Raw genomic sequence first — 15,025 nt, forward strand, 5'->3', positions numbered from 1 at the left:
ACCCGCCGACGCGCAGTCACCCCCGGGCCACTAGGCGCCGCTAGCCAAGTCGCGCGACCAGCGCCCGGTACTGATCCCACAGCTCCTTGGGCGTGTGATCCCCGAAGGTGTTGAGGTGCTCGGGAACCAGCGCCGCCTCCTCCCGCCAGATCTCCTTGTCGACGGTGAGCAGGAACTCCAGATCCGTGTCGGCGAGTTCAAGACCGTCGGTGTCCAGGGACGCCGCCGTCGGCAGCACGCCGATCGGCGTCTCGACACCCTCGGCCCGGCCTTCCAGCCGCTCCACGATCCACTTCAGGACCCGGGAGTTCTCACCGAAGCCGGGCCAGACGAACTTGCCCTCGTCGTTCTTGCGGAACCAGTTCACGTAGTAGATCTTCGGCAGCTTCGAGGCGTCCTTGCCCTTGGCCACGTCGACCCAGTGGCCCATGTAGTCGCCCATGTTGTAGCCGCAGAACGGCAGCATCGCGAACGGGTCGCGGCGCAGTTCGCCGACCTTGCCCTCGGCGGCGGCGGTCTTCTCGGAGGCCACGTTGGCGCCGAGGAAGACGCCGTGGTTCCAGTCGAAGGACTCCGTCACCAGCGGTACGGCGGTGGCGCGCCGCCCGCCGAAGAGGATCGCGGAGATCGGCACGCCCTTGGGGTCCTCCCACTCGGGCGCGATGATCGGGCACTGGGCGGCGGGGGTGGTGAAGCGGGCGTTGGGGTGGGCCGCGGGGACACCCGACTCCGGCGTCCAGTCGTTGCCCTTCCAGTCGGTGAGGTGGGCCGGGGTGTCCTCCGTCATGCCCTCCCACCAGATGTCGTTGTCGTCGGTGAGGGCGACGTTGGTGAAGACCGAGTTGCCCCAGAGCGTCTTCATCGCGTTGGCGTTGGTGTGCTCGCCGGTGCCGGGCGCGACGCCGAAGAAGCCGGCCTCGGGGTTGATGGCGTACAGCCGGCCGTCCTCGCCGAACCGCATCCAGGCGATGTCGTCGCCGATCGTCTCGACGGTCCAGCCGGAGATCGTGGGCTCCAGCATGGCGAGGTTGGTCTTGCCGCAGGCAGACGGGAACGCGGCGGCGACGTACTTCGACTCGCCCCGCGGCGGCGTGAGCTTGAGGATCAGCATGTGCTCGGCGAGCCAGCCCTCGTCGCGGGCCATGACGGACGCGATGCGCAGGGCGTAGCACTTCTTGCCGAGCAGGGCGTTGCCGCCGTAGCCGGAGCCGTAGGACCAGATCTCGCGGTCCTCGGGGAAGTGCGAGATGTACTTGGTCTGGTTGCACGGCCAGGGCACGTCCGCCTCGCCCTCGGCGAGGGGGGCGCCGAGCGTGTGGACGGCCTTGACGAAGAAGCCCTCGGAGCCGAGCTCGTCGAGGACCGGCTGCCCCATGCGGGTCATGGTGCGCATGGAGACGGCGACGTACGCCGAGTCGGTGATCTCGACGCCGATCGCGGACAGCGGCGAGCCGAGCGGGCCCATGCAGAAGGGCACGACGTACATGGTCCGGCCGCGCATCGAGCCGCGGAACAGGCCCTTCTCCCCCGCGGAACTGTCTCCTTCTCCGGTAAAGATGGCCCGCATCTCGGCGGGGGCCTTCCAGTGGTTGGTGGGGCCGGCGTCCTCCTCCTTCGCGGAGCAGATGAAGGTCCGGTCCTCGACGCGGGCGACGTCGGTGGGGTCGGAGGCCGCGTAGTACGAGTTGGGGCGCTTGATCGGGTCGAGCCGGCGGAACGTGCCCTTCTCGACGAGCTCCCCGCACAGGCGCTCGTACTCGGCCTCTGATCCGTCACACCAGACCACGTTGTCCGGCTGCGTCAGTTCCACGATCTCGTTGACCCACGAGATCAGTTCTTTGTGGTTGGTCGGGATGACGGTGGGAGCCGCGATATCGCGCGCCACGGTTGCTCCTAAATGAGGGATTTTTGACTGTCTGCCCCGTGGGGGCCACGACCCGGACGCTTCGCAGCTGCTGCCTCAGGCGCTCATCCGGTGCCGACCGCACTCATTTGATCATCCGAGGACAGCGCGCATTTGTCCAGAGGGCCGCCCACCTGAGCGGCGTGAGGAAGGCCACGCAACTGTGTGTTTCTCTCCGTTTCTTTACGTGCACGTTGGGTTCGGATGACCGTCTCTTGAGGGGGTAGGACCCCAACTCCCGTGAGATGATGGACACTCTCGTTGCCAGACTGATCCGTAACTTACGGTTGCGTAGGTACGATGCCGCGCATGACTGCGTCCGCCTCCAGCGCTCCCCGGGACTCGACGGTCGCCGATCGCGTGTCCGCCGCGCTCTCCCTGCCGCACCCCATCAAGCCCAAGCTCAGAGGCTGGCTGCACCTGGGGATGTTCCCGGCGGTGATCGTGGCCGGCTTCGCGCTGACCGCCCTGGCCCCGTCCCCGCGCGCCCGTGTCGCCTGCGCGATCTACGCCCTGACGGCCTGTCTGCTGTTCGGCGTGAGCGCGGTCTACCACCGCGGCACCTGGAGCCCGCGCATGGACGGCGTGCTGCGCCGGCTGGACCACTCGAACATCTTCCTGATCATCGCGGGCACCTACACCCCGCTGACCATGCTGCTGCTGCCTGACGCCAAGGGGCAGTGGCTGCTGTGGGGCATCTGGGCGGCGGCGCTGGCCGGCATCGCCTTCCGGGTCTTCTGGGTCGGCGCCCCGCGCTGGCTCTACACGCCGTGCTACATCGCGATGGGCTGGGCCGCGGTCTTCTTCCTGCCGGACTTCCTGCGCACCGGCGGCATCGCCGTCCTGGTCCTGGTCGTCGTCGGCGGTCTGCTCTACAGCGCGGGCGGCGTGATCTACGGCATCAAGCGGCCGAACCCGTCACCGCGCTGGTTCGGCTTCCACGAGGTGTTCCACTCCCTCACGCTGGCGGCGTTCGTCGTCCACTACGTGGGGATCTCGCTGGTCGCGTACCAGCACGGATAACCGCCCCCCTCCGCCCCCTCCCGCACTCCCCCTCAGGGCCACGGCTTGCAAGCCGTGGCCCTTTCGTATGCCCGCCCCCTCACACAGGCTCACAGTGAGACTCCATTGACGGTATCTAGCTTTTGAGAGTTACTCTCATTTCATGGTTACTGTCACTGATGAGGCACGCCCCGACCCCCGCCGCTGGTGGGCGCTGGCCGCCCTGGTCATCAGCATGCTGACGCTCGGTTTCGACATGACGATCCTCAACGTCGCGCTGCCCACCATGGCCGCGGACCTCGACGCGAGCACCGGCGCCCAGCAGTGGATGGCGGACTCGTACGTCGTCGCGCTCGCGGCGCTGATGCTCCCCGCGGGACTCCTCGGCGACCGGTTCGGCCGGCGCCGGATGCTGGTCACCGGGCTCGCCGTGTTCCTCGCCGGATCCGTGATCGGCATGCTGGCCGGCGATGTGGGCACGGTCGTCGCGGCCCGGGCCGTGATGGGCGTCGGCGCGGCGCTCGTGATGCCGCTGGCGCTGTCCGTGCTGCCGTCGCTGTTCACACCCACCGAGCGCACCCGGGCCGTCGGCATCATCTCCGCCGCCTCCGCGCTCGGTATGCCGCTCGGCCCGATCATCGGCGGCTGGCTGCTGAACCACTTCTGGTGGGGCTCGGTCTTCCTGATCAACATCCCGATGGTCGCGATCGGCATCACGGCCTGCGTCCTGCTGCTCCCCGAGACCCGGGACCCCTCCTCCCCGCGGGTCGACACCGTCTCCACGGCGCTGACCGCGACCGGCCTGGGCACCCTGATCTACGCGATCATCGAGGCCCCCGAGATCGGCTGGGGCGAACCGCTGGTCGTGTGCCTGTTCGCCGCGTCCGCGCTGCTGCTGACGGCGCTGGTGCTGCGCGAGCGCCGGCAGCCGCGGCCGATGCTGGACCTGTCGCTCCTCGCCCAGCGGGGCTTCCTGCTGAACGCGCTGACGGCGACGCTGGTCACGTTCGTCCTGTCCGGCCTGCTGTTCGTGCTGCCCGTGTACCTCCAGGCCGTCCTCGGCAACGACGCCCTGGGCACCGGTGTGCGGCTGCTGCCCATGATGGGCGGGCTGCTGGTCGCCTCACGGGCCGCGCAGCCGGTCGTCGCCCGGTTCGGGGCCCGCTCTGTGGTCAGCGCCGGTCTGGTGGTGCTCGCGTTCGCCGCGCTCCTCGGCTCCCGTACGGAGGTCGGCTCCGGGTACGGCTTCACCGCGCTGTGGCTGTCGGTCGCCGGTGTCGGCTTCGGGTTCGCGATCGTCCCGGCCATGGACGGCGCGCTCGGCCGGCTGCCCAAGGACCGGGCGGGCAGCGGCGCCGGTCTGCTGATGACCCTGCGCCAGGTCGGCGGCGCGATCGGTATCGCCCTGCTCGGCTCCCTGCTCACCACCGCCTTCCGCGACCGGCTCGACGTCACCGGACTGACCGGGCCCGCCGCCGACACCGCCCGGGAGTCGGTGGTCGCCGCGCACATCGTCGCCGAGCGGTCCGGCTCGGACCTGCTGGTGTCCTCCGCGAACAGTGCCTATGTGCACGGCATGGGCGTCGCCCTGCTGGTGTGCGGTGTCGCGGCCCTGGTGGCGGCGCTGCTCGCGGCGGCGTTCCTGCCCGGCGCCCCGGTGGACGGGACGGACGCCGAGGGGGGCGGGGGCGTCGTACCCATGGCAGCCGCCGCGGCCGATGCCCGACAATGACGGGCATGACGGCCGCACAGACCACCTCCTCCGCCGACCGCCCCCAGCTGGGCCTTCGTGAGCGCAAGAAGATCAAGACCCGGGTGGCGATCCGGGCGGCGACGTACACGCTGATCGAGGAGCAGGGGTACGACGCCACGACGATCGAGCAGATCGCGGAGCGGGCCGAGGTGTCGCCGTCGACCGTCTTCCGCTACTTCCCGACCAAGGAGGACATCGTCCTCACGGACGAGTTCGACCCGATCCTGCTGGCGGAGATGCGCCGGCGGCCGGCCGACGAACCGTGGGCGGACTCCCTGCGCCATGTGGTGCGGATGGCCGTGGAGGCCGCGCTGACGGAGGAGCCCGAGGCGCTCCGGCTGCGCTCGCGCCTGATGGTCGAGGTCCCGGCGGTGCGGTCGCGGATGCTGGAGAGCATGTCCGCCACCGGCCGGATGGTCACCACGGCCATCAGCGAACGCACCGGCCTCGCGGCCGACAGTTTCGAGGTGCGGGTCCACACGATGTCCCTCATCGGCGGCCTCGCGGAGATCACCCTCTACTGGGCCGAGCACGGCTTCGAGGACGACCTGGGCGAACTCCTCGACCGCGCCCTGAACGTCATGGAGCACGGCCTCCCCGCCAGGAACGCGTAGGGCGCCCGCCACGGACCGTGGAGACGGTCGTGGCGGACGCCCCGAGTGCGCGCGGTCGGGAGGAGCCGGCTAGCGCTTCTTCACGTCACCCTTTCCGCAGGCGACGCCGTCCCTGTTCGGGTCCAGCTTCAGGGGGTCGTCCCTGCCGTTGAGCTTCAGCCGGCCGTAGTCGTTGGACTTCAGCCAGTCGCAGCGGGCGGCCGTGGTCTTCTTCACGTCGGCCGGGAAGGCCGTCGGGACACAGACGTTGACCGTGCCGTAGTGGCGGTCGCAGCCGGAGACGGTCGTGGCGACCTTCTGCCCGGTGCGCTTCTTGCCCGGCTTGGTGACCTTGCCGGACAGATCGTCGGCGAAGTCGTGGACGTGCGCGGAGGCCTCGTTGGCGGCGAGGGCCTGCGGGCCCTGGAGGTGCACCCACTCGGCCACCGACGGCACACCGTTGGCGTCGACCGCGAAGAGCATGTACCAGCCGGGCGGGGCCAGGTTGGGGTTGCTCGTGACGTTGAGGTCGATGTTGTTGCCGTCGACCGACAGCGGCAGGTCCACGAAGCGCTGGTTCGGGTCGGAGGAGTGGGTCACCGCCGCCGGACGGATCAGCTCCGCCTTGGCGATGGGCCGGTCCACCGTGATGCGCTGGGTGTCGCCGTAGTTCCACTCGGTGTCGATCAGCGAGGTGATCTCCGGGCGGTCGCCCTTGAGGAGGTACGGCGGGGTGTAGATCGACACGTTGTGGTTCCAGGAGCCGTTGCCCGGGTTGTCGCCGGTCGACATGACCCGGCCGTCGGGCAGCAGGAACGCCGACGAGTGGTAGCCGCGGGCCTCGGGGTCGGCGGCGACCGGATCGAAGGTGTTGGTCTCCGGGTCGTAGAGCGAGGACTCGAAGACGGGGTTGGCCCGGTTGTGCAGCGCGCCGCCGGTCTCCAGGACCTTGCCGTCCGGGAGCAGGACCGCGGAGACGTACATCTTGCCCTGGTCGCCGGTCTGCGGGACCGGGCCGTTGCCCAGGTCGACGGTGCCCTGCGGGATCGGCGGGCCCGCCACGTACTGCGGGTTGGGCTCCTTGAGGTCGATCACGTCGGTGAGGCGGTTCGCCTCGGGGTTGACCTCGTTGTGGCCGCCGCCGAGGGTGAGGACCTTCTGGTCCTGCGCGGGCGGCAGCAGCACACTCGCCGACTGGTCGCGCCGGTCCTTCTGCTGGAGACCGGGCACCTGTGTGGTGGTGTTGGCGTCGTAGTCGTAGATCGCCGAGCCGGTGCCGGGGATGTTGTTGCCGAAGACATGGCTGCCGGAGTAGAACAGCCGGCCGTCCTGCATGAGGATCATCGACGGGTACAGGCCCCAGTACGACCAGGTCTGGTTGACCTGCCAGAGCGGCAGCCACTTCTGCTCGGCGTCCGACCAGCGCTCCGCGGTGACCGAGCCGGAGGAGTCCTCCTTGAGCCCGCCGAAGGAGAGCACGTCACCGTTGCCGAGGACGGTCGCCGACGGGTACCAGTGCCCGTCGTTCATGTTGTTGGTCTTGGAGTACGTCTCGGTGGCGGGGTCGAAGATGTACGAGTCCTTGTACCCCTGGTAGCCGATGGTGCCGTCCGCGGACGGATAGCCCTTGTTGCCGCTCATCACGAGCACCCGGCCGTCCTGGAGCTGGACGTGCCCGGAGCAGAACATGTCGTCCGGCGTCGGGATGACCCGGTAACTGCCGTTCTGCGGGTCGTAGATGGCGGAGGTGAAGGTGCCGGCCTCGAACTGCGACTCGTCGTTGCCGGAGCCCGCGATCAGCAGCACCTTGCCGTTGTGCAGCACCACGGAGTGCATGGACCGCACCGGGTTCTGCGCGGGCAGCACCTCCCACTTGCCGTTGGCGCACTCGTCGGCCGTGCCCGTGCACTCCGGCTCGGGCACCGGGTCGGCGACCTGTTCCATCGTGTAGTCGTCGGTGGTGGCGGAGCCGGTGCCGTAGACGGAGACGCCCCAGCTGATCCGGTCGGTGCCGGCCGGGACCTCGGGGGTGCGGACCCCCGCCTGGGTCCAGGCGGCCGCCATGTCCAGGGTCTTGAGGTCGGTCCAGTACTGCCAGCCGGCCGTGGTGTCGTGCCGGAACAGCGTGATGTTCGCGTCCGGGGTCGTCGTCTTGTACCAGAGGGAGAGGTCGTACTGCTTGCCCGCCGTCACGACCGGCGCGCAGCCCGCGGACTCCGTGATCAGCGCCTTGCGGTCGCCGTCGACGCGGCGGCTCAGCGTGACCTTCATGGCCTTGGTGCCCGTGTGGGCGTCGGCCGTGGTCTCGTAGGTGAAGTCGTTGTCGCCCCAGCCGGACTTCGACCAGCAGGACGGCATGTCGCCGGTGCCCGCGGTCTCGAAGCCGGGGTTGGTGATCAGGTTGGCGGCGGAGGCGGACTGGGGGGCCGTCAGCAGCAGGGCTCCGGTGAGCCCTGCCACGGCCACGAGTGCGGTGGTTCTGCGGGTGTTGGTCCGTGTCACGCGGCTCTCCTCGCGGTGCCGCGGTCGCTGTTGTCGTTCACTCGGCTCTCCCTTGCTGTGGTGCTGCTGCCGCGCAGCCCCCTGCGCGGCAGATAGACCAGCGCTTCGGTCCCGACGAAGCGCAGGACGAACGTCGTCACCAGCGCGAGCGCGGTGGCGGGCAGTGCGTCCATCCCGAACCTGCCGACCAGCAGGGCGATCAGCGGGATGCGCAGCAGCAGATCGGCGTTGGCGAGCAGCGCGAACCGGCCGAGCCGGTCCCACAGGCGCCGGAAGTGGCGGCGGTCGCGGAACAGCAGCCGCTCGATGAGCAGGAAGTTCCAGGCGACGCCGAGCTGGTTGGCGACGATCTCGGCGGGCAGGTAGTGCATCCCGGCGGCGGTCAGCGCCCACAGGCCCAGCAGGTTGGGCAGGAAGCCGGTGGCGCCGATCAGTCCGAAGACGACCATCCGGGCGACCGGCGAGGCGGTGCGCAGTCCGGCGAGGTGCCGCAGGAACCGCAGCCCCTCGCGGGCGCTGGACTTGGACTCGCCGGCGAACCGGTCCTGGAAGACGAACGGCACCTCGGTGACCCCGCGCGGGCGGCTGCGGACGGCGAGTTCGAGGAGGATCTTGTAGCCGAGCGGCTTGAGGAGGTCGGCGGTGACCATACTGCGGCGGATCGCGAAGAAGCCGCTCATCGGGTCGCTGATGCCGTGCAGGCGGCGCGGGAAGAGGGACTTGGTCAGCCAGGTCGCCCCGCGGGAGACGGCGACGCGGTAGCTGCCGGCCAGTCCGGCCCGGCTGCCGCCCTTGATGTAGCGGGAGGCGACGACGAGGCCGGCGCCCGCCAGCTCGCCGGTGGCGACCAGCTCCGGCACCAGGGACGGCGGATGCTGGCAGTCGCCGTCCATGACGACGACCCAGTCCGAGCCGGCCGCCTTGATGCCCTCGACGACGGCGCCGCCGAGTCCGCCGACCGGCTCCTCGCGGTGCAGCACGGTCACCGGGTACGGGCAGTCCTGGGCGGCCTCGCGGATCACGTCCGGGGTGTCGTCGGTGGAGTCGTCGACGAAGACGACCTCGCAGGGCAGCCGGCCGGGCACCGAGTCGGTGATCTGGCGCAGCAACTGCCGTACGTTGGCGGACTCGTTGAAGGTGGGGACGACGATGGTGACGGCGCCCGGTTCGGGGATCTCGGCGGCCCGGACCTCCCCCTCGGGGACGGTGAACTCGTGGGTCATCGGACGCCTCCCGCGGCGGTGGTGATCTGCCGGATCTCGATGCGGTCCTCGCCCTTGCCGAACACGGCCACCGGGGTGGAGTGCTCGATGGCGGCCTTCACGTTGGGCAGGTCGACGGCGTCGCGCCGGACGGTCGGCGAGGCGACCACGTAGTCCAGGTCCCGCCAGCCGTTGGGCATGGTCTTGGTGACGGCCGGGTCGAGGTCGGCCTTGTAGAACCAGATGACGCCGAGTCCGGGTTCGTACCCGGCGTGCACCAGGTCCAGCCACATGGCGTCGTCGACAAGCACCCGGGTGTCCTCGGGTTCGGCGACCTCGGTGGACAGCCACTTGGACGCGGCCTGGTAGGGGGCGTTGGCGTCGGCGGTCATCGCGGTGCGGTCGCCGTCGTACCAGCGCGGTACGACATAGGCGCCGGCGGCGAGGGCGAGGACCACGGCGAGGGCGTAGCGGCCGCTCGTCACGTACCGGTGTTCGGCGGTGCCGCGCCATCGGCGCAGGACGGCGTGGGTGACGGACGCGGTGCCGCCGGCCAGCACCAGCGAGAGGAACGGCAGCGTCTGGATGACGTACATCGCGGGCAGGTAGCCGTTGGGGCGCAGGGCGACCAGGGCGAGGATCGCGACGAGCAGCGCCGGTCCGGCGAGTGCGCGGGCGGTGACCGACCAGCGCCAGGTGAGCAGCAGCAGTACGGCGCCGGCCAGGCCGCCGATGATCAGGACGCGGTCGTAGTAGAGCCACGACTGGAGGACGCCGTAGGAGCCGGTGCCCTGCTCCAGGATGAAGCCGGAGCCGGGGCGGGTCATCTGGTACTGGATGCCGTCCCACAGCGACACGTGTCCGTCGCCCGGCAGCAACTCGCCCTTGAGCAGGGCGAACAGCGGGTACGAGAAGCCGATCAGGGCGCAGGCGGTGATGGCGCCGGTCAGGGCGAACTTGCGGGTGTCGCGGTGGCCGTGGCGCCACATGGTGAGCAGCAGCGCGGGCAGGACGACGAGCATCGTCTCCTTGGTGAGCACGGCCGTCGCGGCGGCGATGCCGGCGCCGAAGTGGTGCCAGAGGTGGCGGCTCGGGGAGGCGGCGAGGCAGAACGCGAGGAGCACCCACATGACCGCGATGTTGTCGAGGAAGATCTCCCGCTGGAGCACCACGGACAGCGGTGACAGGCCGAACAGGACCATGCCGAGTCCGGCGGCCCAGCGGGGCAGCGCGAGCCGGCGGGCCAGGACGTACAGCAGGACCGCGCTGATGGCGCTGATCAGCAGCATCATCACGCGCATGCTGCCGACGGTCATCGACTCGGGGCTGAGCATCGCGGGGATCCAGGTGAGGACGGCTATCTGGATCCAGCCGAGCGGCGGGTGGTCGTACCAGTACGTGTAGTGGGCGAGGCCGCGGCCCTCCTGGACGGCCCAGGCCTGCGCGAGATAGGTGCCCTCGTCGTCGCTGAGGGTCGGGTAGTCGGCGATGTTCCAGCCCTGGACGATCATGATCGCCACCAGGAGGAGACCGCACAGGAGGAGGTCCGAGCGGGACGAACGCAGCCGCTTCGGAGGCAGTGTTCGACCGGTCGAACGGTCATCGTGGACAGGTCGGCGCTGCGCGGGGACCTTGGGGGTCACCGCGGGAAGGGTGGAGGTCACGCAGGAACGTCCTCTCGGATGGCTTCGGCCGCGGTGAGGTGGGCGCCGACGTGGGAGGTGAGCTCCCAGTCGTTGCGGCCGCGTTGCTCGCGCCAGACGGCGCGGACCGCGGCACCGGCGAGGAGCACCTGGTAGAAGGGGCCGCCCACGACGAGCTTCAGATAGTGGACGAACCGCACACGCAGGCCGTACTGCTTGCCGAAGTCGTGCAGCCCGACGAGCTCGAAGACAAAGGTGACCAGGGCGGTCACGGCCGGCAGGAACGTGATGAAGGCGACGCTCACGGGCACGTCCATAAAGAGGGCGATCGCCACGTTGAGCGGGATGATGATGCCGGTGAAGGCCTGGAGGAACGGCGTCATCAGGGTGTAGCGGGCCAGCAACCGCTGCCCGAAGGTGGGCAGTTGCTTCCAGTCCTTCTTCCGGTACACCTGGAGGAAGCCCTGGTTCCAGCGGGTGCGCTGCTTGAGCAGCGACATCAGCGAGCCCGGCGTCTCCTCCTTGGTGACCATCTCGGAGTCGTAGGCGACGACGACCTTCTTGCCGACGCTCGACAGCCGCACCCCCAGGTCGCAGTCCTCGGCGAGGCACTCCGGGTCCCAGCCGTCGGCGGCCCGCAGCACCTCGGTCCGTACGAAGACGGTGTTGCCGCCGAGCGGGATGAACCCCTTCTGCGCGTGCAGGTGCAGCCGGGAGCGGAACCAGAAGAAGTACTCCAGGCAGTTGCGCAGGCTGTACCAGCTGGAGTGGAAGTTGATCAGCTGTACGCCGCCCTGGACGACGTCCGCGCCGGTGGAGCGGAACGCGTGGTCGACGTGGGCGAGCAGCTCCGGATGGACCTGGTCCTCGGCGTCGAAGACCCCGACGACATCGCCGCGGCAGTACGGCAGCGCCGTGTTCATGGCCTTCGGCTTGTTCTTCTTCTCGTGGGTGTCGACGACCACGCGCACCCGTGGATCGCGTTCCTCGGCCGCCCGGGCCACCTCGGTGGTCTCCGGGTCGTCGTGGCCGACGATGACGATGATCTCGAAGTCCGTGTGCGAGGACTCCAGCAGCCGCTGGATGGTGTGGTCCAGCACGGCCTGTTCGTGGCGTGCCGGTAGCAGCAGCGAGAACGACAGGTGTTCGCCGCCGTCCGGTCTGCCGAAGCGGGTGGACGCGAGCACTTCCGGCGTACGCCAGGCGTGCATCTGCCACCAGAGTGTGAAGGCCGCCATCCAGAACAAGGCCAGAGAAACGGCAGCGATGAAGACAGACGTCAGCAAGAAAGATCCCCCCAGATCTTTGAAACCCCAACCCCCTGTCGCGCCGGTGGATCACCACCGGGCGCGTCACTGTGGAGAGATTAGGGGGGAAGTGTGAAGCGCGGGAGCTGTTCCGATAAATAGCGTGTTTCGGATCGGCGGGCGGCTAGCGGGACATAGTCGAACAGGTGCGCATATTTGGGGGCGGGAAAACGCTCTCATCGACGCCGTGTATGACAAGGACCACAGCCCATGAATATGCCGGTCAGAACCCTGCGGGGGCGTCCGGGACGGGTTTTTCGGGCCCCGGGTCAGCCGCCGAGCGCCGCCCGCAGCCGCGCCGGATCCGTCGTCGGGGCGTCGCAGGTGAAGTTACGACAGACGTAGGCGGCCGGTGCCCCGTCGATCAGCGGACGGTCGGCGAGCAGCGGGAACTCCCCGCTCTCCGGGACCCCGTACGCGACGACCGCACCGGGCGCCGTCGCGAGCAGCGCCGTACGGTGCAGGGTCCGCGTGGCCTCGTCGTCCAGCGCCGGACCGACCACCGCGACCTCGCGCGGGCCGTCGAGCCGCGCCTCGGCGACCGCAAGGCCCCAGCCGATGAACCGCGGCACGCGTGGCCCCAGCGCCCTGACCACGCCCAACGCCCGCTCGGCGGCGGTCCGGTGCGGTTCGGCGCCGGTCTGCGCCGCATAGCCGAGCAGCGCGCCCGCGGCGGCGGTCCACCCCGACGGCACCGCGTTGTCGGTCGGGTCCTGCGGCCGGCGGATCAGCTGCTCGGCGTCGACGGCCGTGTCGTAGAGCGCGCCGCTCTCCTCGTCGACGAAGCGCGCGAGGACGTGGTCGAGGAGGAACCCGGCGAACTCCAGCCAGACGCCCTCGCCGGTCACCGACGCCAGCGCGAGGAACCCCTCGGCGACGTCCGCGTAGTCCTCCAGGACCCCCGCGTTGGCGCCCGCCCTGCCGTCCTTGCTGGTGCGGGCCAGCCGCGCCTGGTCGTCCATGTGCAGCCGTACCAGGAGGTCCGCGGCGGCGACGGCGGCGTCCACCAGGTCGGGGCGGTCGAAGTAGGCGCCGGTCTCCGCGAGCGCGGCGATCGCGAGCCCGTTCCAGGCGGCGACGACCTTGTCGTCCCGTCCGGGCGCGGGCCGCTCCCCGCGCACCGCGAGCAGCCGCGCCCGGATCCCGGCGATCCGCTCACCGTCGAACACACCCTCGTGCTGGGGCAGTTGCAGCACCGAGGCGCCCTCCTCGAAGGTGCCCGCCTCGGTCACCCCGAAGTACTGCACGGCGAGCGCAGCGTCCTCCTCGCCGAGCGCCTCCCCCAGCTGCTCCGGCGTCCACACGTAGTAGGCGCCCTCGACGTGCCGTCCGCTGCCGTCGTCGCTGTCGGCGTCCAGCGCGGAGGCGAACCCGCCCTCGACGGTGCGCAGTTCACGCACCATGAAGTCGGCCGTCTCCAGCGCGACCCGCCGGGCGAGTTCCGACCCGGTGGCCCGCCACACGTGCGCGTACACCCGGCACAGCAGGGCGTTGTCGTACAGCATCTTCTCGAAGTGCGGCACCACCCAGTCGCGGTCCACCGAGTAGCGCGCGAAGCCGCCGCCGAGCTGGTCGTAGATGCCCCCGCGGGCCATCCGCTCACAGGTGTCGACGGCCATCTGGAGGGCGCCCTCGGCGCCGGTGCGCGCGTGGTGCCGCAGCAGGAACTCGACGACCATGGACGGCGGGAACTTCGGCGCCCCGCCGAACCCGCCGCGCTGCGGGTCGTACTCCCGGGTCAGCCCGAGCAGCGCCTGCGCCAGCTCCTCCTCGCCCGGCAGCTCGGCGCTCTGGAACGCCGACTCGCGCCCGGCCAGGTCCCGCGTGATCTTGCCCGCGACCTCCGCCACCTCGTCGCGCCGCTGCTCCCAGGCGTGCGTCACACCCTCAAGGACCTGCCGGAAGGAGGGCATGCCGGAGCGCGGGGCGGGCGGGAAGTACGTACCGAAGTAGAACGGCTCGCCGTCGGGGGTCAGGAACACCGTCATGGGCCAGCCGCCCTGCCCGGTGGCGGCCTGCACGGCCTCCATGTAGACCGCGTCGACGTCCGGGCGCTCCTCGCGGTCGACCTTGACGCTGACGAAGTGGGCGTTGAGGTAGTCGGCGGTCTCCTGGTCCTCGAAGGACTCGTGCGCCATGACGTGGCACCAGTGGCAGCTGCTGTAGCCGACGCTCAGCAGCACCGGGCGGCCGCTCTCGCGTGCCTCCTCGAAGGCCTCCGCCGACCACGGCCACCAGTCGACCGGGTTGTCGGCGTGCTGGAGGAGGTACGGGGACGTCTCGTGGGCCAGTCGGTTCGCCATGGGGTCCATCCTGCCGCAGTACCCCGGACGTCACGCGCCAGGCGTCTCCCAGACCGTGACATCGAGCTTTCCGCCGCCGCTGTCGGGCGCGGTGACGACCTTGAGGGAGGCGATCCGGCCCTCACCGGTCAGCAGGCAGTAGACCTGGCCCGGCTGCACGTTCGCGGTGTAGGTGCCGTTGCGCTGCACGCTCTGCGCGCAGTCCTCGGCCGTCGGGGGTGTGCCCGGGTCGGCCCACGGGGCGAGGGTGGAGCCGGAGTCGGGCACAAAGAGGTTCGGATCGCCGTTGGAGGACCCGAAGATGATGTCCGCGCCCTTGGTGCCGGCGCCCATGGCCAGCGGCTTCGCCGAGTCCAGTTCGATGTACGACCCGGTGATCGACGCCTCTGCGTCCACGCCCTCGGGTCCGAACACCTTCCGGTACTGCTGCCCGTCCGCCTCGGGCGAGGCACCGCTCTGCGCCTCGCCCGCACCGCTGTCCGCACCACCGCCGGGCCGGGCGGAGGAGGTGGGCGCCGACTCCACGTTGCGGTCGCCGTCGTTGTCCGATCCGCCGGGCCTGGCGACCAGGATCGTGACGAGGATGCCGGTGACGGGGATGACGATGCCGATCAGCCACCAGGCCCAGCGCGGCTGGTGCGGCGGCGGGCCGGACGGGGGCACGGGAGGCATTCCCGGTGGCGGTCCCGGCTGCTGCGGCCCCGGTTGCGGCCCCCACTGTGTGCTCATCGCTCCCCCGTTCTGCGCGGCTGACGGCGCTCACAATAACCACTGTGACCGGGGACGGCGTCAATTCACCGACCCTCCACAACGGTTC

General features: G+C 70.2%; 10 protein-coding genes. 3 read left to right on the top strand and 7 right to left on the bottom strand.

Annotated elements, in window-relative coordinates; all coding sequences use genetic code 11:
* Positions 1–40: 40 nt before the first annotated feature.
* Positions 41–1,885, bottom strand: coding sequence for a phosphoenolpyruvate carboxykinase (GTP) (locus tag ACIQAC_RS12070; RefSeq protein WP_402189549.1), 1,845 nt, complete (start codon positions 1,883–1,885; stop codon positions 41–43).
* 327 nt (positions 1,886–2,212) lie between these two features.
* On the opposite strand from ACIQAC_RS12070, the gene ACIQAC_RS12075 reads away from it, so the two are divergent.
* The 3 genes from ACIQAC_RS12075 (at position 2,213) to ACIQAC_RS12085 (ending at position 5,272) form a co-directional block, all read left to right on the top strand.
* Positions 2,213–2,926 carry a hemolysin III family protein gene (locus tag ACIQAC_RS12075; protein ID WP_402189552.1) on the top strand — a complete coding sequence of 238 codons (714 nt, stop codon included), beginning with the start codon at positions 2,213–2,215 and terminating at the stop codon, positions 2,924–2,926.
* A 142-nt stretch (positions 2,927–3,068) separates the two neighbouring features.
* On the top strand, positions 3,069–4,637 hold the full coding sequence (locus ACIQAC_RS12080) for an MFS transporter (protein WP_402189553.1): 1,569 nt from the start codon (positions 3,069–3,071) through the stop codon (positions 4,635–4,637).
* 5 nt (positions 4,638–4,642) lie between these two features.
* Positions 4,643–5,272, top strand: coding sequence for a TetR/AcrR family transcriptional regulator (locus ACIQAC_RS12085; protein ID WP_402189555.1), 630 nt, complete (start codon positions 4,643–4,645; stop codon positions 5,270–5,272).
* A 69-nt stretch (positions 5,273–5,341) separates the two neighbouring features.
* Here ACIQAC_RS12085 and ACIQAC_RS12090 read toward each other — a convergent pair whose 3' ends face one another.
* From ACIQAC_RS12090 to ACIQAC_RS12115, 6 genes are all read right to left on the bottom strand, one after another.
* On the bottom strand, positions 5,342–7,753 hold the full coding sequence (locus ACIQAC_RS12090) for a galactose oxidase-like domain-containing protein (RefSeq protein ID WP_402189558.1): 2,412 nt from the start codon (positions 7,751–7,753) through the stop codon (positions 5,342–5,344).
* A complete protein-coding gene (locus tag ACIQAC_RS12095) occupies positions 7,750–8,976 on the bottom strand; it encodes a glycosyltransferase (RefSeq protein WP_402189560.1) in 1,227 nt (408 codons plus the stop codon). Before ACIQAC_RS12095 ends, ACIQAC_RS12090 begins: the two co-directional genes overlap by 4 nt.
* Positions 8,973–10,619, bottom strand: coding sequence for an ArnT family glycosyltransferase (locus ACIQAC_RS12100; RefSeq protein WP_402189563.1), 1,647 nt, complete (start codon positions 10,617–10,619; stop codon positions 8,973–8,975). Before ACIQAC_RS12100 ends, ACIQAC_RS12095 begins: the two co-directional genes overlap by 4 nt.
* Positions 10,616–11,884, bottom strand: a complete 1,269-nt coding sequence (locus ACIQAC_RS12105) for a glycosyltransferase (RefSeq protein WP_402189566.1) — start codon at positions 11,882–11,884, stop codon at positions 10,616–10,618. Before ACIQAC_RS12105 ends, ACIQAC_RS12100 begins: the two co-directional genes overlap by 4 nt.
* A 290-nt stretch (positions 11,885–12,174) precedes the next feature.
* Entirely contained in the window at positions 12,175–14,208 is a 2,034-nt protein-coding gene (locus tag ACIQAC_RS12110; RefSeq protein WP_402189568.1) for a thioredoxin domain-containing protein, read from the bottom strand.
* A 30-nt stretch (positions 14,209–14,238) separates the two neighbouring features.
* Positions 14,239–14,871 (bottom strand): hypothetical protein, encoded by a 633-nt coding sequence (locus tag ACIQAC_RS12115; RefSeq protein ID WP_402189570.1) that lies wholly within the window; start codon positions 14,869–14,871, stop codon positions 14,239–14,241.
* Positions 14,872–15,025: the final 154 nt, after the last annotated feature.

Source organism: Streptomyces sp. NPDC088387 (assembly GCF_044753385.1).
Taxonomy (GTDB): Bacteria; Actinomycetota; Actinomycetes; order Streptomycetales; family Streptomycetaceae; genus Streptomyces.

Excerpts from the sequence above, each read along its gene's own strand:
- ACIQAC_RS12110 (WP_402189568.1), bottom strand. The coding sequence starts at position 14,208 with ATGGCGAACCGACTGGCCCACGAGACGTCCCCGTACCTCCTCCAGCAC.
- ACIQAC_RS12085 (WP_402189555.1), top strand. The coding sequence starts at position 4,643 with ATGACGGCCGCACAGACCACCTCCTCCGCCGACCGCCCCCAGCTGGGC.
- ACIQAC_RS12080 (WP_402189553.1), top strand. The coding sequence starts at position 3,069 with ATGGTTACTGTCACTGATGAGGCACGCCCCGACCCCCGCCGCTGGTGG.
- ACIQAC_RS12095 (WP_402189560.1), bottom strand. The coding sequence starts at position 8,976 with ATGACCCACGAGTTCACCGTCCCCGAGGGGGAGGTCCGGGCCGCCGAG.
- ACIQAC_RS12075 (WP_402189552.1), top strand. The coding sequence starts at position 2,213 with ATGACTGCGTCCGCCTCCAGCGCTCCCCGGGACTCGACGGTCGCCGAT.